The organism is Paenibacillus sp. OAS669 (genome assembly GCF_014873645.1).
GTDB lineage: Bacteria > Bacillota > Bacilli > Paenibacillales > NBRC-103111 > Paenibacillus_S > Paenibacillus_S vulneris.
On record NZ_JADBDR010000003.1, the window covers coordinates 454,954 to 480,639 of the forward strand.

20 protein-coding genes, 1 pseudogene and 1 riboswitch are annotated in these 25,686 nt (G+C 45.2%); of the genes and pseudogenes, 12 read left to right on the top strand and 9 right to left on the bottom strand.

Translation table 11 applies throughout. The features are described 5' to 3' along the window. Positions 1–251: 251 nt before the first annotated feature. The gene (locus GGC63_RS09910; protein WP_192702148.1) at positions 252–812 is read left to right on the top strand and encodes a nitroreductase; all 561 of its coding nucleotides are present in this window, start codon (positions 252–254) and stop codon (positions 810–812) included. Positions 813–954: 142 nt separating this feature from the next. On the opposite strand, the gene GGC63_RS09915 is transcribed toward GGC63_RS09910, so the two are convergent. The 4 genes from GGC63_RS09915 to GGC63_RS09930 all read right to left on the bottom strand — a co-directional run bounded on the left by GGC63_RS09915 (position 955) and on the right by GGC63_RS09930 (position 7,140). Beyond that, a complete protein-coding gene (locus GGC63_RS09915) occupies positions 955–2,547 on the bottom strand; it encodes an extracellular solute-binding protein (protein ID WP_192702149.1) in 1,593 nt (530 codons plus the stop codon). Positions 2,548–2,604: 57 nt separating this feature from the next. Next, a complete protein-coding gene (locus GGC63_RS09920) occupies positions 2,605–3,483 on the bottom strand; it encodes a carbohydrate ABC transporter permease (RefSeq protein ID WP_079912533.1) in 879 nt (292 codons plus the stop codon). Positions 3,484–3,495: 12 nt separating this feature from the next. Then, positions 3,496–4,461, bottom strand: a complete 966-nt coding sequence (locus GGC63_RS09925; RefSeq protein ID WP_079912534.1) for an ABC transporter permease — start codon at positions 4,459–4,461, stop codon at positions 3,496–3,498. Positions 4,462–4,800: 339 nt separating this feature from the next. Further along, a complete protein-coding gene (locus GGC63_RS09930; protein ID WP_192702150.1) occupies positions 4,801–7,140 on the bottom strand; it encodes a helix-turn-helix domain-containing protein in 2,340 nt (779 codons plus the stop codon). 776 nt (positions 7,141–7,916) lie between these two features. On the opposite strand from GGC63_RS09930, the gene GGC63_RS09935 reads away from it, so the two are divergent. Next, on the top strand, positions 7,917–9,032 hold the full coding sequence (locus GGC63_RS09935) for an aminopeptidase (protein ID WP_192702151.1): 1,116 nt from the start codon (positions 7,917–7,919) through the stop codon (positions 9,030–9,032). 349 nt (positions 9,033–9,381) lie between these two features. Then, positions 9,382–9,744 carry a hypothetical protein gene (locus tag GGC63_RS09940; RefSeq protein WP_192702152.1) on the top strand — a complete coding sequence of 121 codons (363 nt, stop codon included), beginning with the start codon at positions 9,382–9,384 and terminating at the stop codon, positions 9,742–9,744. 476 nt (positions 9,745–10,220) lie between these two features. Here the strand turns inward: GGC63_RS09940 and GGC63_RS09945 are convergent, their stop codons facing one another. Continuing rightward, positions 10,221–10,400, bottom strand: coding sequence for a hypothetical protein (locus tag GGC63_RS09945; protein ID WP_192702153.1), 180 nt, complete (start codon positions 10,398–10,400; stop codon positions 10,221–10,223). Between the two features lie 370 nt (positions 10,401–10,770). Then, positions 10,771–10,838: riboswitch (cyclic di-GMP riboswitch) on the bottom strand. 260 nt (positions 10,839–11,098) lie between these two features. Between GGC63_RS09945 and GGC63_RS09950 the strand changes: the two genes are divergently transcribed. The 8 genes from GGC63_RS09950 (at position 11,099) to GGC63_RS34420 (ending at position 20,175) form a co-directional block, all read left to right on the top strand. Beyond that, positions 11,099–11,674 (top strand): TetR/AcrR family transcriptional regulator, encoded by a 576-nt coding sequence (locus tag GGC63_RS09950; RefSeq protein ID WP_192702154.1) that lies wholly within the window; start codon positions 11,099–11,101, stop codon positions 11,672–11,674. Positions 11,675–11,761: 87 nt separating this feature from the next. Continuing rightward, positions 11,762–12,979, top strand: a complete 1,218-nt coding sequence (locus GGC63_RS09955; RefSeq protein WP_192702155.1) for an MFS transporter — start codon at positions 11,762–11,764, stop codon at positions 12,977–12,979. 596 nt (positions 12,980–13,575) lie between these two features. Beyond that, positions 13,576–14,151: a dihydrofolate reductase family protein gene (locus GGC63_RS09960; RefSeq protein ID WP_192702156.1), complete on the top strand. Its 576-nt coding sequence runs from the start codon at positions 13,576–13,578 to the stop codon at positions 14,149–14,151. Between the two features lie 569 nt (positions 14,152–14,720). Further along, positions 14,721–15,413, top strand: a complete 693-nt coding sequence (locus GGC63_RS09965; protein WP_192702157.1) for a response regulator transcription factor — start codon at positions 14,721–14,723, stop codon at positions 15,411–15,413. A gap of 35 nt (positions 15,414–15,448) precedes the next feature. Beyond that, positions 15,449–16,567, top strand: coding sequence for a sensor histidine kinase (locus GGC63_RS09970; RefSeq protein ID WP_192702158.1), 1,119 nt, complete (start codon positions 15,449–15,451; stop codon positions 16,565–16,567). Between the two features lie 332 nt (positions 16,568–16,899). Then, on the top strand, positions 16,900–18,780 hold the full coding sequence (locus GGC63_RS09975) for an FAD-dependent oxidoreductase (RefSeq protein ID WP_225948075.1): 1,881 nt from the start codon (positions 16,900–16,902) through the stop codon (positions 18,778–18,780). A 253-nt stretch (positions 18,781–19,033) separates the two neighbouring features. Then, positions 19,034–19,867 (top strand): amidohydrolase family protein, encoded by an 834-nt coding sequence (locus GGC63_RS09980; protein ID WP_225948076.1) that lies wholly within the window; start codon positions 19,034–19,036, stop codon positions 19,865–19,867. A 17-nt stretch (positions 19,868–19,884) separates the two neighbouring features. Further along, on the top strand, positions 19,885–20,175 hold the full coding sequence (locus GGC63_RS34420; RefSeq protein ID WP_225948077.1) for a hypothetical protein: 291 nt from the start codon (positions 19,885–19,887) through the stop codon (positions 20,173–20,175). Positions 20,176–21,190: 1,015 nt separating this feature from the next. On the opposite strand, the pseudogene GGC63_RS09985 reads toward GGC63_RS34420, so the two are convergent. The 4 genes and pseudogenes from GGC63_RS09985 to GGC63_RS10000 all read right to left on the bottom strand — a co-directional run. Beyond that, a pseudogene (locus tag GGC63_RS09985) lies at positions 21,191–21,370 on the bottom strand (RNA polymerase subunit sigma-70); the annotation flags it as partial. 98 nt (positions 21,371–21,468) lie between these two features. Further along, positions 21,469–22,266: an alpha/beta hydrolase gene (locus GGC63_RS09990; protein ID WP_192702160.1), complete on the bottom strand. Its 798-nt coding sequence runs from the start codon at positions 22,264–22,266 to the stop codon at positions 21,469–21,471. A gap of 87 nt (positions 22,267–22,353) precedes the next feature. Continuing rightward, the gene (locus GGC63_RS09995) at positions 22,354–23,019 is read right to left on the bottom strand and encodes a rhamnogalacturonan acetylesterase (protein ID WP_192702161.1); all 666 of its coding nucleotides are present in this window, start codon (positions 23,017–23,019) and stop codon (positions 22,354–22,356) included. Positions 23,020–23,592: 573 nt separating this feature from the next. Next, positions 23,593–24,792 (bottom strand): MFS transporter, encoded by a 1,200-nt coding sequence (locus tag GGC63_RS10000; RefSeq protein WP_192702162.1) that lies wholly within the window; start codon positions 24,790–24,792, stop codon positions 23,593–23,595. A gap of 123 nt (positions 24,793–24,915) precedes the next feature. Between GGC63_RS10000 and GGC63_RS10005 the strand changes: the two genes are divergently transcribed. Then, on the top strand, positions 24,916–25,545 hold the full coding sequence (locus tag GGC63_RS10005; RefSeq protein ID WP_192702163.1) for a TetR/AcrR family transcriptional regulator: 630 nt from the start codon (positions 24,916–24,918) through the stop codon (positions 25,543–25,545). Positions 25,546–25,686: the final 141 nt, after the last annotated feature.

Genomic DNA, 25,686 nt, shown 5'->3' on the forward strand with positions numbered 1-25,686 from the left:
GGGATTTTATACCGCACAATGTCTATATGGCACTCATTCGGCCTGGTTAGGCATATTGCCTGGGCAATATCCCTTTCGGAATTGAATCCACTGCAAATGGTAAAGGAAGGCACAGATCGCTGGCGGGGAAAAGCCGCTGAATAGACCTTTATGTCAGACAAAAAAGCGGATTGCGGCGGATATTAAAACAAGCTGCCGGCGGATCGGTACAGCCGGCCAGGGCCGCTGATTGCAAAAGGAGAGTGATTGTCATGAGTATCGCCAAGACGATTCGGGAGAGAAGAAGCATTCGCACATTTAATCGGAACCCTGTACCTCGTGAATTGGTGATTCAATTGCTGAATGACGCTGTGTGGGCTCCGAATCACGGGATGCGGGAGCCATGGCGTTTTATTTATGTGGACAGCGACGGCGGCAAGACACGTCTGGTTGACCTGATTACGTCTGCATCCGGCAACCTTAAGCGGTATCGTCTGCTGCCATCCAAGCTTAAGGAGTTCATGAGAAATAAGATACTTGAAATTCCCGCGCATCTGATCGTAGTGATGAAGGAAGAGAAGAACGAGCACAAGCGAAATGAAGATTTTGCCGCAGTTTGCTGCTTCATGCAAAATTTTCAACTTCTTGGCTGGGAGAACAATCTCGGCATGATATGGTCTACCATCGAGTTCATATTCGATCCCGGGTTTCAAGACGGACTGGGCGTGCGGAAAGACGAACGTATCGTAGGTATCCTTCACATGGGCTTCTTTGACAAAGCACCCCGCCCAAAGCCGCGTACACCAGCCGAAAAGAAGCTGACTCTATGGTAAAAGCTGTGGACAGTGCGGGATGTGAACGGAAATAGTAGGAGAAGGGAAGATCATGACGAAGTTGGTGGCAGGTCCAATGCACGGCTGCCGGCATGAACCGGCAGCCGCGTTATTAATTCGAATGCTCCCACTACCATTTCGTTTAACGTTTTGTGTACCGCTCATAGGCAGCCTGCTGGATTTTCAGGACACTATCCAGACCGATCTTCTCGATATTTTTGACATAGGCGTCAAACTTGTCAAGCGGTTCGGCCCCCATGATAAATTTGTTCACCATTTCATCCTTGTATGTCGTTATTTCCGCGAATTTGGAATTGAGGACATCGCGCTCTGCCTGCTTAAAGGAAAGGGCAACCGGATATTTATCCTTGATGAATGGCGTAATCGAATCGCGGATTTTTTCAATCTTTGGCGTTACCATGGCATTCTCATAGCGGATGTCCCACTGATAAGCAAATTCGCGGTGGCCGAGTTCGTACATTTTAATCAATGGGGATTTGTTAGGGTCTTTCATGATCAAGTCAGTGTATTTCGGTTGATTGTTCTCCATTGTGTACGTTTCGCCGAGCTTTCCGAAATTCATTGCCAGCTGTCCTTCCTCGCTGTAAAACCAATCGTGCATTTTGGCAAGTTCCACCTTGTACTTGGATTTCGAGCTAATGGCAAAGCCGTTCTTGATTAACGTTTGTTGGCTTTTCGTATATGCGTCCCCAGAGGGGCCTTTAAGTGGAGGAATGCCAATCATATTGACATTCGGCTCGGCCTTTGCAACTAATTTCTCCAAATATTCGATGCGCGGGAACGAATCAAATGTAATACCCGATTGTTGATTCGTGAAGCGCGATTCCCAAACCTTCTGGTCGTTCGTAATGTACTCCTTGTCGATTAAGCCTTCGCGGTACAGCTTCGCGGCGAAAGCGAGCGCATCCTTCAGCTTTGGATTCGTATAGGTGTATTTAACCTGGCCGTTCTCAACATAAAAATCTTCCTCGAACGACACGCCGAAAGGCTCGACGAGCGCTAACAGCCCTTTGAGCTTATTGCGCGTTGTAAACGGGATTTCATCGTTCTTTCCGTTGCCATTCGGGTCCTTTTCCTTAAAAGCCTTCAGCACCTCGTACAATTCATCCGTCGTCGTTGGTGCCTTCATACCGACTTTATCCAGCCAGTCCTGCCGGACGATTTGCAAATTGATGGTTTTGACCGCGGAGATTTGCGGGAAGAAGTAAATGTTGCCGTCATCCGATTTGATGTCTTTTAGGATTTGCGGATTTTTCTCCATAAGCTTTTTGAAATTCGGCATATATTGGTCGATCAGCTTGTTAAGCGGTTCGAAGGCCCCATTTTCACCGCCCTTATTGAGCAGGTCTGGAGTCGCTTCCATCATATCCGGAAGATCGCCGCCGGCCAAGGTTAAATTAAATTTCTCGATGTAGTCCTTCTCGTCATTGGGGGCTTTTAGCCACTTGAAATACACATTGGTCTTTTCGACGATTGGCTTCATCCACGGCAGATCGTTCGATTCCACCGACTCGGTTCTCGGCCGCATATAGACATTGACCTCGATTTTCTTGTCCAGCACTTTACCGCCGACTGCCGTCTGTCCGCTTGGGTCATTCTGGGATTCTTGGGTTCCTGAAGCCTTCTGATCAGAGCCTCCGGACTGGCACCCGGATAGCGTCACTATCAGCGCGATGGCGCTAATTATTCCTTTGGTCCACTTAGAATTTGTCATAGCTGCAAAACCTCCCTTATCCTTTTTATCAGGGACGCAAATCCCTTGATTTCGCGGTTAGCCTTTGATCGATCCCATCATGGAGCCCTGCACAAAATATTTTTGTATGAACGGATATACGAGTAAGATTGGCAGGGTTGCGACAATCAGTGTCGCGTATTTGATCGATTCGCTGAGCAGATTTTTGTCGTCATGGACATCTACCATTACTTGATCGGTCTGGTTCTGGATAACGATGTCGCGCAGCAGGATTTGTACCGGAAACAAGTTTTCATCGTTCAAATAAATCATCGCGGGGAAAAAGCTATTCCACTGGTTTACGGCATAAAACAGCCCGATGGTTACAAGTGATGGCACCGACAGCGGCAAATAAATACGCAGCAGCGTCTGCATCGCGGAACATCCGTCGATACGAGCGGCGTCCTCCAGCTCTGCGGGAATTTGCTCGAAAAAAGTGCGCTGGATGAACACGTAAAATGATGCAACAGCAGTCGGAATAATGATCGCCCATATCGTGTTTCGCATCTCAAGCGCGTTCACGACAAGGTAGGTGGGGATCAGACCGCCGCTAAAGAGCATCGGCAAAAGGATAAAGCCGGTGAGCAAATTTCGCCCGGGGACTTCCTTCTTCGAAAGCGGATAGGCAGCCAGCACTGTAAGAAAGAGGCTCACCGCGGTCCCAAGGACTGTATAAACTACGGTATTGAAGTAAGCGCGTCCGAGCATCGGAAATTCGATGACCCTTTTATAAGCTTCCAACTGAAACCCCATCGGGATAATGCCTATTTTTCCTTGCGAAATATAAATCTGCTCACTGAGTGAAGCGGCAAGCACATATAAGAACGGATATATGGTGATAGCCACGACAAGTCCCAGAAACAGCATATTAAGCGTGTTGAAGATCAGGCTTCCCCATGTCAAACGGCGTAGCGGCATTGTTTGTCCTCCTTACCAAATGCTCGTTTCCGAATATTTGCGTGCCAATCGGTTAGAGATCATCAAGAGCACCAGCCCCATCACGGACTGGAACAACCCGACGGCGGAAGCAAAGCTGTAATTGGCCTCTAGGATACCCCTCCGGTAAACATAGGAACCGATTACATCCGCCGTTACATACGTGTTGGGGTTGTATAGTAAAATAATGAGCTCATATCCGGTTTCCAGCATGTGTCCAATTTTAAGCAAAAGCAAAATGATAATCGTTGGTGCGATGCCCGGCAAGGTGACATGCCACATTTGCCTCCAACGGTTCGCCCCGTCGACCTTCGCCGCTTCGTACAGCTCTGTATTGATTCCTGTTAGCGCGGCAAAGTAGAGGATGGCTGACCAGCCAAGCGTCTTCCACAAATCGATGGAAGTGTAGATCCACCAAAAATACTCCGGCTTCTGAAGAAAGGCAATCCGCTCTATACCGAACTGAACGAGCAGGTTGTTAATGAGTCCGACGCTCGGAGACAAGAACGTCACGGCCATGCTCGCAACAATGACGGTGGAGACAAAGTGCGGTAAATAGCTAATGGTTTGAACGGATCTTTTGATGAAGGCGTTGCGCACTTCATTCAATAGTAATGCGAAAACGATCGGAGCCGGAAACACGAATACCAGGTTCAGCAGATTGATTATCAGCGTATTACGGATCAGCCGGGTGAAGTAAATTGAATCGAAGAAATCGATGAAATGCTTGAACCCGGCAAATGGACTTGCCAAAATGCCTTTGTATACGTTGTAATCCATAAAAGAGATCAAGACGGCCATAATGACGGGAGCATAGCGGAAAATGACATAGTAAATGAAAGGGAGCAGAAACATGAGGTAGTAAGGCAGGGCTTTTTTCATCGTTTTTCGCCATTGTGACGGATTGGCAGCCGTGGACGGGGCCACGGAATGGGGAACAGCGGCTTCGGGCTTAGCCATCGAACGAAACGCCTCCTTTCGGTAAATGGATGTTATCAAGTGAGTAGTTTTCAGTTTCGTGTCCATAATGTAACCGTTCACAAACGATTTTTCCATCTCCGATTATTTAGAACCATCCCCATTTTTTATGATAACAGGGGCGATTTGTTTGGATTTATAGGCTAATCTTGGGGGAGGATGCGATAGACGGTTTAATTGGTTTGCTTTCGAAGGGGCTATCGAGTCTAGCCGGGAAAATATGCAAAAAAACGGCCGGCCCCGTCGTCTCTTAAAGAGGAGGGCCGGCTAAGTGAGATACAAGTGATAGCTCCGGTTGAGACGTGCATACGATGGACCCCTTCACTGACGGAACTGTCCTGGCGTGACGCCTTCATGACGTTTGAATACGCGGATAAACGTGTTGGAGCTCGTAAAGCCGACCCTCTCTGAGATGTCCGCCACAGAGTGGTTCGTGGTCTGCAGCAGCAGCTTGGCCTGCTCGATCCGCTTCGAGTTGACGTAATCGACGAAGCTCATGCCCGTGATATCTTTAAAAATGCTGCTTAAATACGATGAGGATAATCCAAGTGCTTCTCCCACGACCGCTAGGGACAAGTCCCGGTGGTAATTGGTCCTAACAAACTGTTCAACCTTCCCGAGCAGCTGGGTGTATTGGCCTTGTTTCTTACCTTGAATCCATTCACCGATGATTCTGAATGCCTCTTCAATGCACTGCTTTTTGTTCTCAACGCCAGGCTGTAAGTCGAGTTCACGGTATAAACTGAAGGAACGGCCGAATATTTCCTCCGTAGTGGAACCGATTTCATAAATCGTCCGGACTGCAGTCCCGGCAAGCGCGTGAAACAAATGGTGAACAATTTCCGGAGTTGGAGGGGCACTCTCCAGATTATCCTTCCACAACACTTGCAGAAGCTCTGATAGCGTTGTTGTGCTGCCAGTTTTCACCGCATTGATGATTCTTTTCTCCGTATCAAAGGAATATATGTAAGAACGATCGGGTAGTTTGCTTACTTCATCCACGTAGATGACGCTGCCTTGTCCCTTGACTAGTTTGTATTCCAACGCGGTCAACGCATCCACATAGGAAAACGGTACATCCTCCACCCGCTTGTACACATTGCCTATGCCGATGGTAAAGGTCCGCCCGTGCTCCCGTATGAAAAAGTTGGTCACGCGGCATATCAAATCGCTGATCAGCTCCGGGTTCGGATTCCGGGAATCGAGATTGACGATAGTGACGATTTTATTGACACGCTTTTTTATCGATTTGACTGCAAAATGCTGCGGTTCTGCGTCGGTTTTTGCAGCCATTTGATCAATCATGCTTATAATATCGGGCTCATGGGGACTGAGCTGCTCGTCGACGGAAAAATCCACCGTCTCAAACACGATGATCTGGTACGCATCGAAGACGAAGGGAAGCTGAAGCTTCTCTGCGGCCTCGGCCATTTTCTCTGAGGAAACCCGGCCTTCTATCAAATCATACAAGATCTTTTGCTGCAGCGCAGGCAGATTTTTCTCGAATTCGCCCTTCAGCTGATGGTTCTCGAAGTATACGTAATTGATGATCCTGTCAATAAATCCGAGCTCATCCTCCTTACGAATGCCTGGCATTTCGTCCTTTTTGCGTTCGAACAAATTCATATAAGCTATGATATTGTAAATTGGCCGGTACATCCGTTCTGTCAAAAAATAGGAGATAATAACACCGACTGCGAGGTAAAGTACGGCAGCAAATAGCGTGAACTGCCTGAATTTGTTCGCTTTTTCCGTAATAAATGCGGTTGGCACCGCACTAATGTAAGTCCACCCATTGACATAAGACGAGGTGAATACGATCTGGTAGCTTTCGCCGGAGATTTTTTCCTCAAGGTACCCTTCTCGAGTTCCTTGGGCTTTCACTTTATCCGCAATAATCCCTTTGACGGAATAGATCCGCTGATCATGCTCGGAGCGGACGGAGCTGTTGATCACAAGCTGGCCCGATGCGTCTATGGCGTAAATAAATGCGGGGTACGGGTCGCTAGTGCTTTGCAGCATATTTGCCAGGTCTTCGGTTTTGACGTTCATGTACAATATCCCGGTTGGAGATACTTCACTGAGCGGAACGGTTCGTGCAAACGTAATTACGGACTGAGAAGCATCGGAAGAAACGACGTCGAACCGCCCCATGAACGTGTAGCCGAAATGCCCCGTCTCTATTTTTCTCCAGCCTATCTCAGGCTTGGTGGTATAAAGTTGGCTGTAGAAATAGTCCGAATTATATTTCGATTCGTGGTTCAGGACAACAGGGTACCGGTAAGGTTGCAGCCATATATCGGAGATCAGCGGGTTGGCGAGTTTGACGCTTTTCAAATATTGTATAACATCCAGAAACAGCATCTGATCGAGGTTCCATGTTTGTTCAGACAAATAGAGGGCGCGGCGGATTGGATTTTGCAGAGAAACCTGGAAAGATAAGACGTCCCACGATTCGATTGCCCGATCGATGTTATTTCGCGCCTGTTCAATATATTTATTATTGGAGGTGACCACTTCTTCAATCAGCAGGGAAGATGATTTTGAATAAGAGACGTAGCCAAAGATGAGGATGGTGGAGATGATAAATGCATTAAAAATAACAAGCATTTTGACAAAAATGCTTTTATGCTTAAATGTTTTTAAGCTTTGTGGGAACATGCTCGTGGACAACCCCCTACGAACCGGATGGAGACGTACCATTACTTAATCTACCAATAATTGTAGGGCACCAGTGAGTTTAATGTAAAGCGCTTTAATCTATAATTATATTCTTTACATGGCATATCATGCAATGCTTACTGAAACACTTCTGATTGTTACGCAAACCACCATTCCCCTCGGATCCATTTGTTTACCCCGGATGCCTACTGTACAATTAACGGAGTGTAGTTGAAGAAGTACCTCGCGAGCCGTGAGGACTCTTGCAAGGCCTTATTTGAAACTAATACACATCCTATAAGTCGGGGATGGCTATTCCGACGATCAGGTGGACATTAAAACCTCTTGCCAATCGGGGAGAACTCGAAGCTAATGTATATCCACATCGGTTTCGTCATACCTTGCATGCAAGCTCCTTGATAATGGAGCACCATTAGACTTCATTCAAGGCTGAGCGGGTTGGTGTAAATGCTGAAAGAAGCGGACACGCGATTCAAACGTTTGTTGACGAATCGATTTGGATAGCAGATAACTGGTCAAAACTTAAAACCATTTTTTATGGAACTAACGGTACGTTAGTGGGATAATAAGACATGAAGGCGTCTGATCGAATCGATCTGATGCTTTTTCTTTTTCTCAACTAACGGGCAGGTTAGTTATAACACTTTTATGATGCATTATACTAACATAAAAAGGAAAAAGAGGATCGATCTAGAATGCATAAGTTAACAGAATGTGCTTGAATTAAACGTTTTAAACGATAAAGGAGACGTGCCATGAAAGATCCAAGAGTTGAACAACTCGCTAAAAATTTTATTGAATATTCAGTAAAGCTTCAACGAGGAGAAAAACTATTAATTGAGGTCGATGGATTGGAAATTCCTTTGGCAAAAGAATTGATAAGACAGGCTTATTTTGTTGGTGGAACTCCATTCCTATTAATAAATAACCATGAGTTATTAAGAGAGATATTAATTAGTTGCAATGAGGAGCAATTAACAGCAATGGCATCCTACGATTCAAGTAGAGTAAAGGATATGCAAGCTTATATCCTCATTAGAGCCGGAGAGAATATGAGTGAATTGAATGGTGTTCCTCCTGAAAAGATGGCGCTATTTAGAAAATATTATTCACAAAAGATCAATGGCAGACGTTACAGCCATACGAAATGGTGTATTCTTCGTTATCCTAATCATGCTATGGCACAGCAAGCTAATATGTCCACAGAAGATTTTGAGGATTTATATTTTAACGTTTGTAATCTTGATTATTCGAAGTTGGATAAAGCAATGGATAATTTAGTAACGTTGATGGATAAAACAGATAAAGTAAGGATTAGTGGTCCTGGGACTGAGTTAAAATTCTCAATTAAAAATATGTCTTCATATAAAGATGCAGGGATTATGAACCTTCCGGATGGTGAAGTATACACAATGCCAGTAAAAGAGTCTGTTAATGGATACATTTCCTATAATACACCTTCAATTAAAGAAGGGTTTACATTCGAGAACATTCGATTTGAAGTTAAGGATGGCAGAATCATACATGCCACAGCGAATGATTGCGATAGATTAAATAAATTATTAGATATTGACCAAGGATCTAGATATTTTGGTGAATTTGGAATTGGACTAAATCCATTTATAGAAAAACCAATGAAAGATACTCTATTTGATGAAAAAATATGGGGCAGTTATCACTTTACTCCTGGATGTGTACCTAAAGGAACACCTGGAAATAATAATTGGTCAGAATTACACTGGGATATTGTAAATATTCAGCGTTCTGAATTCGGTGGTGGAGAAATATGGTTTGATGATATCCTGATTCGTAAGAATGGAATATTTATTCCTGAAATATTACAAGGATTAAACCCAGAAAACTTAAAGTGAAACTAATAGGTAGGATAGTGCTAACCATTTCTCGAAATCTTTTTACGTTGAAGAAGAATTGTTTAAAAGAACAATAATGCGAACTTAGGAACTGTTCTATAACTAATTAGATAACGGAGCGCCATTAGGTTTTATTCAAGGCATATTGGGGTATGAAAAAGCATCAACCACTCAGATTTACACCCTGCTGCGCGGGGGACGCCGTGGAGAACCTACCGTCGTTACTTTTAGTTTTGTAGCGGCGGGTGTCATATTGAGCCACCGTTCAACTAAAGGGCGGGATACTTCGATGCTGTCACGAATAGATACGGAAAGCGAATTAGTATGAAAATAGCGAGGTCATAGGCCTATGGGGGTTAATTCAAAAGGAAGACGCAAGTTAGAGTATTGCGACAAGACGTATTATTGGAATGTTCACCAAGATGCAGAAGATTACGGACGAATCAATCTTAGTATTGTTTCAGAGGATAAGAAGTTTATTGTTTCATATCATGTGGCACAAACAGACTATGATAAAACACCGCACATTGTGGTAAAAGGAATGGAGTTTGCAGGATTAGAAAATCACCCTCATAAAGGTTGGGTAAGAGTACAAACTCCAATTTGGGATGACCGTATCGTTACACCAAGTCTTGTGAAGACAATAATCGAATGGTGCTTGCGTCCCAAAGTTCAACTTATTTTTGTTGATTGTGAAGGCAAAATTATATAACTTTTACATCAATAGTCATCATGATAAAGCTGCCGTTTTGGTATTATCCCCTTTAAGTAAACAGTGCTAAGAAAGCGCACTACAGTGTACTTGGAGGGGAGTTTTTATGAGGAAAAGAAGTAAGACATACGACGTGGATGTTCATCGACGATAAGAGGGGATTTAAGACTGTCGCAAAAGCACTCGGCACTAACCATAAAATGGTTAAAAGATGAGTTGCACATTTTTAAAGAGAAGGCTTAGCTGGCTTGAATGAAAAGCGTGATTAAGCTTCAGGAGTGGCGAAGGGGCGTCGAAAAATACAACCAATGAGCCAGGAAGAGGAACTTATCCACTTATGCGCGGAGAATGAATACCTGGATCAGGGGCTTTTATTGTATTTGTCCGCTTCCGTGGAGGATTCGTCAGGCTGTGTTACTTATCCTTCGGTGAATATAACAAATGTAGCAGTAAATAAACGATGGATCCAGTTACGTTTACCGTCTGCCGACGCTGCTTTTACGCCCCAACGCAAACCCGTTCTTCCATGCATCAAGCAAAAGAGTCATTATGTTCTCTTTTGTCTCCTGATCCCATCTGTTGATCAATCCAACGGTGCTACGTTCGGAGTCAGAGAGCTGCCGGCCGATTGCATTCTCAATCGAATTGATGTTCATTGCGAAAACCTCCTTTTTCGTCTGCGTGGTCGTCAAACGATCGTGCACTTACCGGCATCATTGTCGTCCATCAGCCCAATTAGGCTGGTGCCCAGCCCCAGCACGTTTAAAATGTATTTAATCTCGATTTGATAAGTATCGACAGATTTCTTAAATAATTATCCTGGTTTGTCATACAAACATTCAGTTCATCGTTGGTTTGCAAATGAGTTGGGGATGACAACGGGTTTGCCACAAGCGTATTTATATCTATTGAAATATTTTGATCAACCCATGATTGGAAACGATTTGCTGGGATACCTAATGCATTGATAACATGTTCAATATTTAGTGTGGACTTCATTTAAGATAACCCCCTATAGATAAAGGTGGTCCGGTTGCACTACTAGCTCAACCAAGTCCAAGTGCCCAAATATAGACGTGGTTTCATTGCTTACCTTGGGACTATAGTAACAAAATTTTCTTATTATTTCTGTTTCGTATGCCACAGTTTTTCAGTTATTTTAAGAAATGCGAATCTTTTTACCTATTTTTGGAGTTGTTATGTATTCTTTGCTAGACGATTAAAGACATGGTGTGTAGGGTATAATCGAAGCTAGTTTTATCCCAGCCTGAGCTAACTTTCATATCTGCAGAAAATACTGGACTTATCGTTCCAGAAAAGTATATACTGTACCTACAGAAACGGAGGGAGAGCCATGGGACGCTACAAAGAGTTTGATAAAGAAGCGGTGCTTCATAAAGCGATGCTCGTTTTTTGGAAGAAGGGCTACGAAGCGGCAAGCATTCCCGATTTGCTGGAAGCTATGGATCTTAGCAGATCAAGTTTGTATGAAACGTTCGGGGACAAGCAAACGCTGTATATCGAAGCGATCAACTGGTACAAGAAGTGGAAGCAATCCAAACGGGACATCCTCGTTAATGCGACATCCGCCAAATCGGGAATCCGACAGTACTTCGAGATACACATCGATTCCGCCTTGGGCGGCGAGTCGCCGAAGGGCTGTCTCATTACTAATGCAGCGGTCAGCATTGATTCGCCAGATGAGCAACTGAATGTGTTGATCAGGGAGCGGTTTGACGAGTTGGAGAAATCCTTCTACGAGCTGCTGCGCAAAGGTCAGGAGACGGGAGAAATCATGCCTGAGAAAGATATCAAGACTTTATCTTATCTGCTCACAAACCTGAATCATAGTATAAATATCGTTGCGAAGGTGCAGGGTGACCGCGGCAAGATGCAGCAGATGATAGACATGGTAATGGAAATGCTATAAAACATTTTTTTTTTTTTTTTTTTTTTTTTTTTGCACATTCCGGAACGACTGTTCCAGAAAATTTCTGGTAAGAAAAGGGGACTTTCTATGCATTCAGCTTCTATTCCAACGGAAAAATTGGTCTCGCCAGCGCTGATTTTTATCCTAGCAGCCGCTTGCGGCATCATAGCGGCAAATCTTTATTATGCTCAACCATTGATAGGCTCGATCGGTTCGGCCATCGGACTCTCCTCCGGAGCTGCCGCCCTTATCGTTACGTTGACTCAAGTCGGCTACGGGATCGGCTTGTTATTTATCGTACCGTTGGGAGACATCCTGGAAAATCGTAAGTTGATCGTTTCATCATTGCTCCTTACTGCCGCCGTTTTGACAATTGCCGCTGTAATCAAAAGCGCCATCCTGTTCCTAACCGCTTCACTCGTGATCGGAGTAGGTTCTGTAGCAGCACAAATCCTTGTGCCGTATGCGGCTCATCTTTCGCCAGAAGCTGTGCGCGGTCGCAACGTGGGCAACGTCATGAGCGGGCTGCTTCTGGGGATTATGCTCGCGCGTCCCATTTCAAGCTTGGTGGCGGAGTATATGGGCTGGCGCGCCATATATTTCATCTCCGCAGCATTGATTTTCGCGCTGGCTCTTGTATTGGCAAAGGCATTACCCTCAAGGAAGCCTTCGGCCGCTACAGCTTACCCGGCGCTGCTGCACTCCATGCTGCATCTGCTGAAGGCGACACCGGCATTGCGCCGGAGGGCAATTTATCATGCTTGTGTATTCGGAACGTTCAGTTTGTTTTGGACTACAGTTCCGTTGGTACTGACAAGTCCGCCGTTCCATTTCACTCAGAAGGAGGTCGCTCTGTTCGCATTAGTCGGGGTAATGGGGGCAATTGTGGCGCCAGCGGCGGGCAGTATGGCAGACCGTGGATGGGTTCGCCCGGCTACGGGATGGGCATTGGGCATCGTCATTTTTTCCGGGCTGCTTCCCTTGCTGGTTCCATCAAGTTCTGCACTCGCAGTCCCCGTCCTCGTAGTTGCGGCGATTTTACTTGACATGGGGGTTTCCGCCAACATGGTTCTCGGGCAGCGGGTGATTTTCTCTTTAGGAGCGGAATTTCGCAGTAGGCTTAACGGTTTATATATGGCGATTTTCTTTCTAGGGGGCGCTATCGGCTCAGCGGCAGGGGGATGGGCTTATGCGATGGGGGGCTGGGAGGCGGCACTGCTGATCGGAATCGCCTTACCGGCCATCGCCATGGCGTATTATGCGACGGAGTTTTCGAGATTAAGGAAGGAAAATCTCATTGATTGAGGAGCACAGTTGAGTAATCCACATGTTCTAAGCTAACGGCAGACGATAGCTCAATCATGGTACGACGGCAGCCGGCTTGACGCATCGGCAGCCGTCTTCCGTTGAAGCAATGGGCAGGATACCGCAACAACGACTAAATTTATGCGTTATAACTAGTGATAAACTTTAATAAGGGTTAGGGGGATATGGATGAGCGAAATCATAACCAAAGCTATATTATTCATGCTATATCTTCCAGTATTAATATGGGTACTTGACTTCTTTAAAGGGCAACTATTTATTCAAATTACCTTACTTATTATCTTTTCTGTTTGCTATTCAATTATTGAATCAAAAGTAATGTATTATGCCAAAAGCATTATACAAAAAATGGGGGGATTCTAAATTTTGAATGGTGAGTTTTACAGTATTTCTTCGAAAAAAGCTTTAAGCTAACAAAGACGATCATGGGATGATCAGGGAGCAGATTGCCGCGGCAGCTGCTCTTTCTGTCATTAAGCTAAAGGGCAGATTAGATTAGCAATCTGTAAGAAACAATCCGAACTGAAATGTCTTAAAATATAGTTTATGAACAGAGATTGGAGGGCGTTATCGAAATGGCTAAACTGATCTACCCTATTAACGTATCTTTGGACGGTTACATAGAGGACGAGCGCGGCAATCTCGAGTGGTCGATCTCCGATGACGAGGTGTTTGCGTTCTGGACTGACTTCCAGCGGCCGATTGGCACCTACCTATACGGGCGTCGAATGTACGAGTCGATGGTGTACTGGGAGACGGCGAACATCAAAATGAACCCGTCCAGCGGCGATCAACCGGAGGTAATGCGGGACTTCGCGCAGATTTGGCGAGCTGCTGAGAAGATCGTGTTTTCCCGGACACTTCAGTCGGTTTCAAACGCTAGGACTAGGATCGAGCGCGAATTCGATCCTGATGCGATCCGGAGGCTGAAGGAGTCTTCAGGAGCCGACATTACGATTGGCGGCACCGAGCTTGCTGGGCAGGCGATGAGCGCGGGACTGATCGACGAGTGTCATCTGCTTGTTAATCCGATCGTCTTGGGTGGAGGTAAGCGAGCATTGCCGGACAACCTCAGCATGCGGCTCGAGTTGCTCGGTGAGCGCCGCTTCCGATGCGGAGTTGTTCAGCTTCACTACCGCGTGATCGTCTGACCGTGACACTAGAGTGAAATTCAGGAGATACGTTTTCGGGCTTACTTTAATCAAGTGAAATTTACGCAATCCGGAAGTTATGAGCGGCTTCCATTTTTAAACTAAGGGGCACGCTAGCTATATAACGAACTAAGACGCGGCAGCCGGCACAAATCGGCAGCCGCTTTATACTAATTGGCAGGATAGTTCAATAACGTGCCCACAATTGTTAGAATCAATTAACATTAAGGGCAGTTGGCTTGAATTCAACTGCTGTTATTTTTCAACTGGATAATTTAACCGGACCTCGAAACTGGCAGATTGGTTTAGGGGTATTTGTCATAATAATGCATCTATGTTACGTTGAATTTGGTGAATGAATCCATAACTGAACGCTGGAAACACTATTCACACCACAAGAATCGGATATAGAAAATAATTTAAGCGTTGTTTATGACAGTCCGTTCTGTGGAACCATTATGCAAATTGTTTCAAGTAACAAGTTTGTCCATTGCCGTCTTGCCTTTCGTACTATTTGTGTAAGATAATGGCATGAGCCGCTTAAATTTCAGATAAAGGAAGACGATTTTATGTTTGGAGCCACTATACTTCTGGTTGATGATGAGAAGGAAATCACCAATCTTCTGGAAATTTATTTGAAAAATGAAGGATTTCATGTGTGTACGGCGAGTGACGGTGTTGAGGCTTTGGAAATTTTACAAACGACTACGGTTGACTTGATCATTCTAGACGTCATGATGCCTCGTATGGACGGGATTCAAGCTTGTATGAAAATACGCGAGGAAAAGCAGATGCCGATCATCATGCTATCCGCTAAAGGCCAAGAGATCGATAAAATTACGGGATTAAGCATTGGAGCGGACGACTATGTTGTTAAACCATTCAGTCCTCTGGAAATCGTTGCCCGGGTCAAATCGCAGCTTCGCAGATTCATGCAGTTCCATGCGAATCAAGCAAAGGATGAAAGTGAACTGGTGATCGATGATCTCATCATAAATTTGAAGACGCATAAAGTGTTTGTCGATAACAACCAGGTCAAGCTGACGCCGCGTGAATTCGCTATTTTGCAAGTGCTTGCCCAACACCGGGGCAACGTGCTAAGTATGGAGCAAATCTACGAATCCGTGTGGAACGAGCCATTCTACGAATCCAATAATACGGTTATGGTTCACATCCGCAAAATCCGGGAAAAGCTCGAAAAAGATCCAAGCGCCCCGCAGTACATCAAAACCGTATGGGGAATAGGCTACACGATCGAGTAGTCTACAATATCATAAGGACGGATTGGAGTTCGGACGTGGAAATAAAATTCATCAATACGATGCGCTGGAAATTTATATTGCTGTTCGTGCTCAGTATTGCATTAACTGCCGTCACCGAACTTATCGGTTATCGGCTATTTTTGAAGCTTGTTTTTGTATGGCCGTTCTCTGCGCCGACGCGCTGGGTCGTCAATCATATTGGCTCCACGCCGATCATGATTATTTCCGGCTGCGTGCTTTTCCTCGTCTATTTCTTTGTGCTCAGCAGTAAAGTTTTTTCGTATTTGGAGGAGATCACACGGGGGCTGCAAGAAATATCCCAGGGCAATCTGTCGTATGAAATTACGACCAAATCCTCGGACGAATTGGGTGTCTTGGCGGAACATTTTAATCATATGACCAAGCAGCTGCGGAAGTCGATTGAAGAAGAGCGGAATGCCGAAAAAACCAAAAACGAGCTGATCACAGGGGTATCCCACGATCTGCGCACTCCACTCACCTCGATTCTCGGTTACTTGGAGCTGATTGAGACGGATCGCTATAAAGATGAGGTGGAGCTGCGGTATTACATAAACATCGCCTATGAAAAAACGAAAACCTTAAAAAAGCTGATCGACCACCTCTTCGAGTATACGTCGCTAAGCGGGCAAGGCATTCAGTTTCAAATGAAAAAAGTAAACATCCTGGGCTTCCTGAAGCAATTGGCGGAGGAATTCACCCCCCAGTTAACAAAAGCAAACATGTCATGCCGTTTGACTGCCCCGGACGATAGCTTATATGTGCTTGCCGACGGCCACCAATTAATGCGTGCGTACGAAAATATTATATCCAACGCGATTCGTTACGGAAGCACCGGCAAATCTATCGATATCCGGATCAGCAAGGTTGAAAATGAGGCTGTCGTGGAAATCGTCAACTATGGCGAACCGATTCCCGAGCGTGATATCCCTTATATTTTCGAACGATTTTATCGAACCGACAAATCAAGATCTTCACAGACCGGAGGAACCGGGCTTGGGCTGGCCATCACGAAAAGCATTATCGAGATCCATGGCGGATTGATTTCGGTGCGGAGCAGCCGCAAGGAAACGGTCTTTGAAACCAGACTTCCCATATACGAAAATGTATCTCCAGGATCACAAGAAGGCCGCTAACCGGCCTTTTTTTTACACGCCAGAATTTATAAATTTCGGGGCTCCCGCAAAGTACCTGAATCGGCTTCGAAGCCAAGGCCCCACTTTGTGGGGTTATTTTAGTTTGCGGCATTTCTTAAGTTTTATTAAGAATCATTTAAGCGCCCGCTAAGCGCCTGCATAAGGAACATTAACATTTCTCGTTTATACTAGACGACGGCAGGGATAATGAAGTACCAATCCTGCTATAACAAATAATATAGGCAGAGGTGTTCATCATGTTTAAAAAAAGGGCTCAGTTTATAGCGGGGGCGATATTCATAGTGTTGCTTGGACTGGGGATGGGATGGTATATGAATTCGTTAAAAAACGGCGATGCAGGAGTTCATGTGCCGCAGGCCGGGAATGTGAAGCGCGAGCCTCAGGCCGTTCAATCCGTGGACAAGTTGAAGGAGAGTTATGACGTAGTGGTTGTCGGTACGGACCCCGAGGGGATTGCAGCAGCTATCTCAGCGGCTCGCAACGGGCTGCAGACACTGCTGATCGACAGCCGGAACCGGCAAGTTCTGGGTGGGCTGATGACGGTCGGGTGGTTGAACAGCATCGACATGAATTGGGACAAAACATCCACGAAGCTGCCGGGAAAAGAGCAGGATTATTATAACAAGGGAATTTTTACGGAATGGTACAATAAAACGGAAGGCCATTCTTTTGATGTAACGACGGGAGCCGATGCTTTTTACGACTTGGTTAAGGCGGAGAAACATATAGATCTGTATATGAAGGCTTCCTCCGTGGAGCCTATTGTGCAAAAGGATGGGGCTAACGCAGGGGTCCAAGGCATCACTGTCGGCTTACCGGACGGAACGAAGCAAAAAGTACAAGCAAAAGCCGTCATTGACGCTACCCAAGACGCAGATGTGGCGGCCGCTTCCGGAGCCTCGTTTACAATCGGCCGCGAGGATCTGGGTGATGAAGCATCGCGAATGGCGGTCACCGCGGTATTCCGCTTGAATAATATCGATGATAAGGCATGGAGCTTGATTGCCAAACGGTTAAATGGAGACGGGGACAGCAATACCGGCGTCAGTAAAATGTCCGCATGGGGCTACGGCAAAGAAATGAAGGGCTACGAACCGCTTAACAAAGAACGCGTGAAAATGCGCGGTCTCAATATTGGCCGGCAGCTCGACGGGACGATTCTGATCAACGCCCTGCAAATCTTCGGAGTTGACGGCTTGAATCCTCAATCCGTCAAGGAAGGAATGGATATTGCGAACAAAGAAATCCCGAATGTCGTTAACTACTTGAAACAATTCGAGGAGTTCAAAAATATTGAATTCAGTGGAATCGCTCCGGAGCTCTATGTTCGTGAGACACGCCATCTGAACGGCTTGTATCGTTTAAGCGTCATCGATTTACTGGAGAACCGGGACCAGTGGGATCGCATCGCCTTCGGCTCTTACCCTGCAGATATTCAACGAACTTCTCCGAATGATAACGGGTCTGTTGTCGTGGATCCATTGAAATATGCGGTACCGTTCCGCAGTATCGTTCCGAACAATGTGGACGGGATTCTCGTCGTGGGAAGATCCGCAAGCTACGATACGCTAGCACACGGCAGCGCACGTGTCATTCCGGTCGGTATGGCCGAGGGCCAAGCAGCGGGTGCCGCCGTCAAGCTGGCGATCGAACATGGAATTACTTTTCAAGCGATGGCCGAATCGAAAACGCTGATAGCCGAGCTGCAGAAGTCGCTTAATGATCAAGGCATGGACCTGAAGCCTTATACGACCGAAAAGATGAGCTTTATGAATCATAAGCAATATGATGGCCTGAAAGCCGCCGTTTACATGGGGCTGGCTGTGGGCTCGTATCATAACGAGGCGTTTAAACTGGACAACCCTTCCAATATGCAGCGTATTGTGAATGAGCTGAATATCATAAAGAAAAAATATAAGCCATATTTTGCGGGAAACCCTTCTGAAGCTCTGAAAAATGTGAATGAACCTGCGAAGCAAGCATTGACCTTGGAGCAAGCGAGCTATACGATTGCATTAGGAGCAGGGCTTCATACGACCAGGGAAAACGCTCAGGCTGAATTATTAAGCAAGGGGCTTGTTACCAAATCCACCATTGCACTGATAACAGACCCAAATAAATTGACAGATGGAGATGTGTTCATGATGCTCAAAGATGCCGTCGAAACATTGGCCGGTGTTCGTTTCAACTGACACTATCTTTTGGCAATGCCGTAGCGGGGTGCGATAGCTCATTAATGATACCATGTCAGCCGGCTTTCACGGGGGACGAGACTTTTTGTTCAGGGACAGTTTGCCACCATGGCAACTGTTCTTTCTGCCATTAAGCTAACTGGCAGTTATCTTCGATGGATATGTACTCTTGAAAGGGTAAAATTACAATATTAATGTTGATGTTGCTTGAAACAATAAAATCAAATGATGTGAATGCATGGGAGGGTTTAAAATGTTTGGATCACTACCTCCAAGTTGGAAGACAGATCGATTGTGTATGGAAATGCCTATTTTACTTTGTATATTTGTTGTATTTGGATTGACATTCACTGGATGTTCCTCATTAATGCGCAAAGTAGTAACAATCGTGCCCCTAACAGAGTATACGCCGAAGCCGAACTTGGAACTAATTCAAAACATTCGCAAAAACAAAGATCCTCAGAATGAATTGTTTGAGGTATATCGTGATCTTACCGTCATTGATATTCATAACCACGATGCTGGAAATCCGAATGCGATAGAAAAGTGGGGGAAATATGGAATTGACCGAATCGTATTATTCGGGGATATTTCAGAGCCTAGCGCTCAGATCACGGATCAACTATCTTGGCAGCAATATAGAAGAGAGCCGTCACATGTTTATCCTTCCTTCGCGGGATTCCCTATTTACGAAGATGAGGGTTTAACCATCGTACGTGATAAATTAGAGCAGGGTTATTTAAATATTGGTGAGATCGCAGCCGCATCCACCAATTCTCCCGTTGTTTCAAAAGTAAAGTGGAAGGCTCAGCACCCAAACGACGGGAATTTCCCAAAAATCTATGAATTAGCAGCAAAATACCGTGTTCCGATTCTTTTACATATAGATCCGCCTAATGGTTCGCCGATAACACATCTGGAGGAGGCTTTGGACCAGCATCCAAATACGAATATTATCTTTGGACACGCTAATGCTTACAACTCTCCCAATAATATTAAAACCCTTCTCGAAAAACACTCTAATTTGTACATTGATTTTTTTTTGCTGGGTTTACTGCTTATAACCCTGACAGCTTCAATAAATTAAGGGATTTTATACCACTGATGGAACAATACCCGGACCGCTTTATGTTATCAACTGATTCAGGTTATGGTTTGACCACTGAACAAGCAGCCAATGCATTATATGAAACCATTGATTTGCTTTCCGCAGAAACAGCACTTAAGGTCGCCTATCAAAATTATGAGAGATTAATCGAGCAACAACCGCCGACTGATACCCAGATCCAGAGAATCAAAGAGTTATCCTCCAAGCTTGGTAAAACAGAAAAATATCGTTTGAATAAACGTCTGGCGAACGAATTGATTTTTAAACTCGAAAGTGAGCAAAAATGAAACTACACTAGTCCTTGAGGCAATCACAAAAGGATGGGATGGACTTGAAAATTGCTATTACAGACATGAGGACCTTATCACAAGAAATGGAGTTTTTTGAACGGGGACGATAGTACTGCGGTGGATCCGATCCACTGCTTATTCGCATTGCTGTGAAAGTCAGTAGAACAAACGGGTAGTTTTGTCGGAAGTGATAATATTTGAGGATCGAATATAATAATTTGTTTCGTACTATGGGAAAAGAGTAGACTTTTCATGAAAGTCTTTATTAAGAGGCTTTTAATTCTAATTCTAAGTTCATATATCCTGTTCGGAGTTATTGATAACTTGGTATCCTAATTATTTCACCCCCAGTTTAATACGCAAAAAAATATATAGAGAAACAATATTCAACCAAGCGCGACCAGGATATGCATTATTAAGCGGCGCTGGATTTGGAGGTAATGGTAGTAGATGTACATAGATAATAAAGTTTTAGACTCACGATGTTGATCTAATCAGTTTTCTGTGTTGCTAAAACATCTGCCTTCGTAAAATTAGTTTTAGACTAGCCTTGTTAAAAGAGTAAAAGGCAGTCTAGGACTCAATAATAAAGTCCTAGACTGCCTTTATTTCATTGACCTAACGTACCCTTTACTTCATTAGACAGCATTCATTAAATCCTCTCAGCTACAAGCCATGTTCTTGCATCTTCAGGTTATCAAACGGGGCCGATGGCATTTGCTTGGATTCAGAAGGAGTGGTGTGGATTCTTTCAGTCCCTTACGCAGAATAATGCTCTAGCACCATTATAACGGGGTGTCCTTTAATAACAGGCTACCGCCTAGATCCGCCTCTATATTTCGTGTAAATGCGCGGTTGAAGACGGGTTGGATGTGACGCTTACTGTTAAAGTGTTGGCGAGATCTTTCTATGCTATAATCTGGCTGAAATTGCTACAGAGCAACTTAATTATCTAGTAGGGGTAGTACCAGCGTAGCTGACACCACCCGCAAACGCATGGATTAAATTGGGAAATATCCAGGTTCTTATATATCTTTGACCGCTCAATTTTAAGCTGCACCTTATCTACGACATCATCAGCCTCTGAAGCAAGGATGTCGATTCCGATCGGATCGTGCAGCGAGATATCTTTACACGTCTTCTTTAAGGAGCGCAAATGCATCAGAATCTCGTTTTCAATACACCGCGAGTGGCTAGTTTGTTTTGAAATGCCGTCGATTGTTATTGAAAGTAGTATTCCTCCAAAATTTACACCTGCATAAATTGCTGTTATCTTGGGATCGTTTTGATCTACTTAATAAAGCCTTGCTTTCGAAGCCAATTTTCGCATAAAGCTGTCCAACTAGATGCCTCAGGATGATCAGCAGCCAAGCATAGTCCGTGTCTACCGCTTTCATATACATGAAGCTCGAAAGGTACCTTTTTGCGGCGTAAGGCGGCTGCAAACATCAATGCATTCTCCATCGGTACTTTTTCATCTTCTCCCGTGTGCCAGATAAACGCCGGAGGTGTGAACGAAGTCACCGCATTCTCTAAGGATAGTTTTTCAACTAAAGCCGGGTCTGGCTCGCTCCCCAACAAATGATCTCGAGAGCTTGAATGCGCAAACGGAGCCGTGAAGGTTATAACCGGATAGCAGAGCACCATTAGATTAGGCTTGCAGCTCTGTCGGGCTATAGGGTCAACAGCATCCGGGTCTCCATCGTGAAATAACGTTCCTGCAGATGCAGCTACATGTCCCCCTGCTGAAAATCCAAGAATCCCTACACGCTCGGGATCGATATTCCATTTCGTTGCGTTGCTCCGTATGAGTTGTATGGCTCGTTGCGCATCGGACAGCGGATGCGGGTGAAGATAAGGTGAAACCCGATAATGTACAACCAATGCCGAAATACCGAGTGTGTTGAGCCATTCGGCTATCGGAGCTCCTTCTTTCCGAGACCGTCCGCTATATCCGCCGCCGGGACATACAACCATCGCTGAAGATGTGTCATCCCCTTCGACAAGATACGGAACTAACACCGGCTTGTCCTTCTCCTCTTCTCCTAATGCTCCCGGAGTACCGTGTTCCCACAATAATAATTTCATCTTACTATCCCCCTATAGTAAAAACACCCTGGCTTGAAAATGTAAATGGTGCGTCCTCAAGAATTCGAATCGCGCCTTTTTGCTGGTTTATGTAACAGGAAGCTTCAATTCCTTACATCCTTCTATAATCAATTTTGCGATTTCTTTAGCTCCGTAGTCTGAAAAATGGGTGTCATCTTGAACTCCTTCCGGATAATTCTCATGCTCTCCAGGCTGAAACCAAAGAAACAATTGTTTGGACCGCTCTGCTCCAAACCTTTCAAGTAAAATTCTGCTTTTGGCTGTCAAATCAATCAGCGGCACATTGTTTGCCGATGCGAGTTGCCTCATCGCATCCGGATAATCTCCATGAGATTCCTGAAATACTCCATCTCCATCGAAGCTTCTGCACTGCACAGGTGTTATCAAAACAGGCTGCGCTTGATGCGCTCGGGCCGTATCGATATATTGCTGTAAATATGACTGGAAAGTGCTGTACGGTTCTGTAAATCTTTTTTCATCCAAATGCTTATCATTGTGACCGAATTGTATTAATAAATAATCCCCTGGACTAATCGAACGGTCAATCGCATCTAATCTTCCTTCATTAATGAAGCTCTTTGAACTGCGGCCGGAGGCAGCATGATTATGTACTTTGACACAGTTATTTAAAAGTCCTTCTAATACTTGTCCCCACCCTGCTCTCGGCGCTCTTGAGGAATCGTAGGAAGATAGGGTTGAATCTCCGACTATGAAGATCGCAATCTGTGACACTCTAAACCTCCGTTTACCTTTTTTCCTTTAATTATACAGCTCTTTTCGTTACAAATAAATTATTCATTTCCAATCCCTTGAAACCTGCTTAATGATAGACACCCCGTTATAATGGTGCTAGAGCATTATTCTGCGTAAGGGACTGAAAGAATCCACACCTCATAAGGCTCCCATTAACATCAAAATACTGGCAGGCGTATATTCTTAAACTACTGCCTGTTAGAGTAATCCCCCATCAGTAGTCAATACTATATTTTCTCAGTCTTAAACATTATTCTCAAAGTCTAATACTTTTCTAATCAGTCTAGTACTTCCAAACTTAATTAGTTAGAGACTCACGTTGTTGACCTAACCAGTTTTTTGAGTTGCTAAATCAGCTGCCTTCGTAAATTAGTTTTAGACTAGCTATTAAAAGTGCCAGAGGCAGTCCAGGACACGATAATAAAGTCCTAGACTGCTTCTGTTTCATTGACCTAACGATAACCGTTAGCGCAATAATCTACGAAGATCTACGAAGTACTTTAATCCATTTGGGATCGTAAGCTTCGCTTATTTGGATCCCCGTGTTTATTGTTATCGGGGGAAGGCGTGTCTCTTTGCTCTCCACGCGATAACCAAAGCAACAAGCAGCAGAATCAACAGCACTCCTGGGAACGACTGTACTCCGACGAGCTCAAGCAAGGCACCACCTACAACGCCTCCACCAGCGATGGCCAAATTCCATACCGTGGTATTAATCGGCATTGCGATATCAACGCCTTCTTCACCGCTTGCATTGGCTTGCGCCGTTTGCAGTAGCGTAGCGGCACCGCCGAAAGTCAGGCCCCATAACGCCACTGCTGTATAGACCATCGGTGCCGATGTACCGCCTAGCCATAGGGCAACGGACGCAAGAGCAAAAACCATCAGGCTGATTAATACAAGCGGGCGCAGCATACGGTCAATTATCAGGCCGACAATCCAGATTGAGATAAGTGCGGCTAATCCAAAGACGAGCAAGACAAGATCGACGCGCCCTGAGAGTCCAGAAGGTTCGAGAAACGGCGAAATATACGTATATAGAATATTGTGTGCCAACATCCAGGTGAACACCACCATGAGAATCGAACGTAAGCCAGGCATAACAAACACTTGCCTTACGGTCATTCTTTGATTTGCAGGTTGTCCGGGATAATCCGGTACTTTGTACAGCACCCACCCAATTAAAACAAGAGCGAGAAGAGACATGAGTCCGAATACGGCACGCCAACCGATCAGGTCACCAAGTAAGGTGCCAACCGGCACCCCGAATGTAAGTGCAATCGGCGTTCCTACCATCGCGACAGCCAAGGCGCGTCCTTTTAAGGCATCTGGTACCATACGCCGCGCGTAACCGGCAATCATTCCCCATGCCGCGCCAGCGGCTACACCGGCGAATAATCGAGCGACAAGCGTCAAAGCATAGCTGGTTGATAAAGCGGTAATAGTGTTGAAGACTAAAAATCCCGCAATAATGGCGAGCAGCAACGGACGCCGCCTTAACCCGCCGGTAAACATGGCGAACGGAATGGCCGCCACAAGTGAGCCGATCGCATAAAGGGTCACGAGCTGTCCAGCCATCGCTTTTGTAATATGCAGCCCTTCTCCGATTAACGGCAGCAACCCTGCTGGAATCGTTTCAGTTAAAATACAGATAAATCCTGTCATTGCAAGCGCCAGCAGGGCAAACCACGGAAGCCTGGCAGGGATGTTGGCCGATTGGACCGTATCCGTAGAAGATGAATATCGTGACATACTAGGTTCCTCCTTAAGATGAATCGAATTGTGGATCGATCATTCCATATGTTAGATGAACTAGATTCACTTGTCAATGACTTCTGGATCAATTAGTATAAAATTAATAAAGGAGGTCATGTCATGCCACGAACGGGACGCCCCCGCGCATTTAATCGTGACGAGGCTGTTACTGCCGCCATGCATCTATTCTGGGAACACGGCTTTGAATCCACTTCACTTGCTCAGTTGCGCGCTGCGATGGGAGATATATCGGCGGCGAGTTTTTATGCAGCGTTCGAATCCAAGGAAGCACTATTCCGCGAAGTGGTTGATCAATATATATCAACTTATGGACAGGTTTCAGAAAGTTTTCGGGATACAAGTTTACCCCCTAAAGCAGCCATCGAGCAGGGATTACGGCGGTCGGCAAGGATGCAGACAGAGAGGTCCCACCCTTTAGGCTGTCTGTTAGTTTTGTCCGCTGTAACCTGTTCTCCTGAGCAAAATCGCATACAAGAGATGCTCTCCAAGGAACGAGTAAAGGTCCGCAACTGGCTGAAAGATTGTATAGAAAGGGCCGTAGCAATTGGTGATTTGCCCGATTCTACGGATATCGCCATGCTGGTTACCTTATTTGAAACATTTCTTCGAGGAATTTCGACACAAGCCCGGGACGATGTTTCATACGAGGCAATTGACGCTGCAATAACTCAACTGATGAGTGTATGGGATGTGCTGCCGGCAAAGAAGGGGGATCGGGGCAAGATTTGAAAGACGACAAGGTAGGCGATTGTCTATGTGACGGAACTTATAATCCAAGATCTGGGAAGCAGATAACTGCCCGTTAGTTTAACGGCCCCAGTCTAAAACTTTATTATCCAGTCTAGTACTTTATTAATCAGTCTAAAACTT

Excerpts from the sequence above, each read along its gene's own strand:
- GGC63_RS09910 (WP_192702148.1), top strand. The coding sequence starts at position 252 with ATGAGTATCGCCAAGACGATTCGGGAGAGAAGAAGCATTCGCACATTT.
- GGC63_RS09915 (WP_192702149.1), bottom strand. The coding sequence starts at position 2,547 with ATGACAAATTCTAAGTGGACCAAAGGAATAATTAGCGCCATCGCGCTG.
- GGC63_RS09920 (WP_079912533.1), bottom strand. The coding sequence starts at position 3,483 with ATGCCGCTACGCCGTTTGACATGGGGAAGCCTGATCTTCAACACGCTT.
- GGC63_RS09925 (WP_079912534.1), bottom strand. The coding sequence starts at position 4,461 with ATGGCTAAGCCCGAAGCCGCTGTTCCCCATTCCGTGGCCCCGTCCACG.
- GGC63_RS09930 (WP_192702150.1), bottom strand. The coding sequence starts at position 7,140 with ATGTTCCCACAAAGCTTAAAAACATTTAAGCATAAAAGCATTTTTGTC.
- GGC63_RS09935 (WP_192702151.1), top strand. The coding sequence starts at position 7,917 with ATGAAAGATCCAAGAGTTGAACAACTCGCTAAAAATTTTATTGAATAT.
- GGC63_RS09940 (WP_192702152.1), top strand. The coding sequence starts at position 9,382 with ATGGGGGTTAATTCAAAAGGAAGACGCAAGTTAGAGTATTGCGACAAG.
- GGC63_RS09945 (WP_192702153.1), bottom strand. The coding sequence starts at position 10,400 with ATGAACATCAATTCGATTGAGAATGCAATCGGCCGGCAGCTCTCTGAC.
- GGC63_RS09950 (WP_192702154.1), top strand. The coding sequence starts at position 11,099 with ATGGGACGCTACAAAGAGTTTGATAAAGAAGCGGTGCTTCATAAAGCG.
- GGC63_RS09955 (WP_192702155.1), top strand. The coding sequence starts at position 11,762 with ATGCATTCAGCTTCTATTCCAACGGAAAAATTGGTCTCGCCAGCGCTG.
- GGC63_RS09960 (WP_192702156.1), top strand. The coding sequence starts at position 13,576 with ATGGCTAAACTGATCTACCCTATTAACGTATCTTTGGACGGTTACATA.
- GGC63_RS09965 (WP_192702157.1), top strand. The coding sequence starts at position 14,721 with ATGTTTGGAGCCACTATACTTCTGGTTGATGATGAGAAGGAAATCACC.
- GGC63_RS09975 (WP_225948075.1), top strand. The coding sequence starts at position 16,900 with ATGAATTCGTTAAAAAACGGCGATGCAGGAGTTCATGTGCCGCAGGCC.
- GGC63_RS09980 (WP_225948076.1), top strand. The coding sequence starts at position 19,034 with ATGTTTGGATCACTACCTCCAAGTTGGAAGACAGATCGATTGTGTATG.
- GGC63_RS34420 (WP_225948077.1), top strand. The coding sequence starts at position 19,885 with ATGGAACAATACCCGGACCGCTTTATGTTATCAACTGATTCAGGTTAT.
- GGC63_RS09990 (WP_192702160.1), bottom strand. The coding sequence starts at position 22,266 with ATGAAATTATTATTGTGGGAACACGGTACTCCGGGAGCATTAGGAGAA.
- GGC63_RS10000 (WP_192702162.1), bottom strand. The coding sequence starts at position 24,792 with ATGTCACGATATTCATCTTCTACGGATACGGTCCAATCGGCCAACATC.
- GGC63_RS10005 (WP_192702163.1), top strand. The coding sequence starts at position 24,916 with ATGCCACGAACGGGACGCCCCCGCGCATTTAATCGTGACGAGGCTGTT.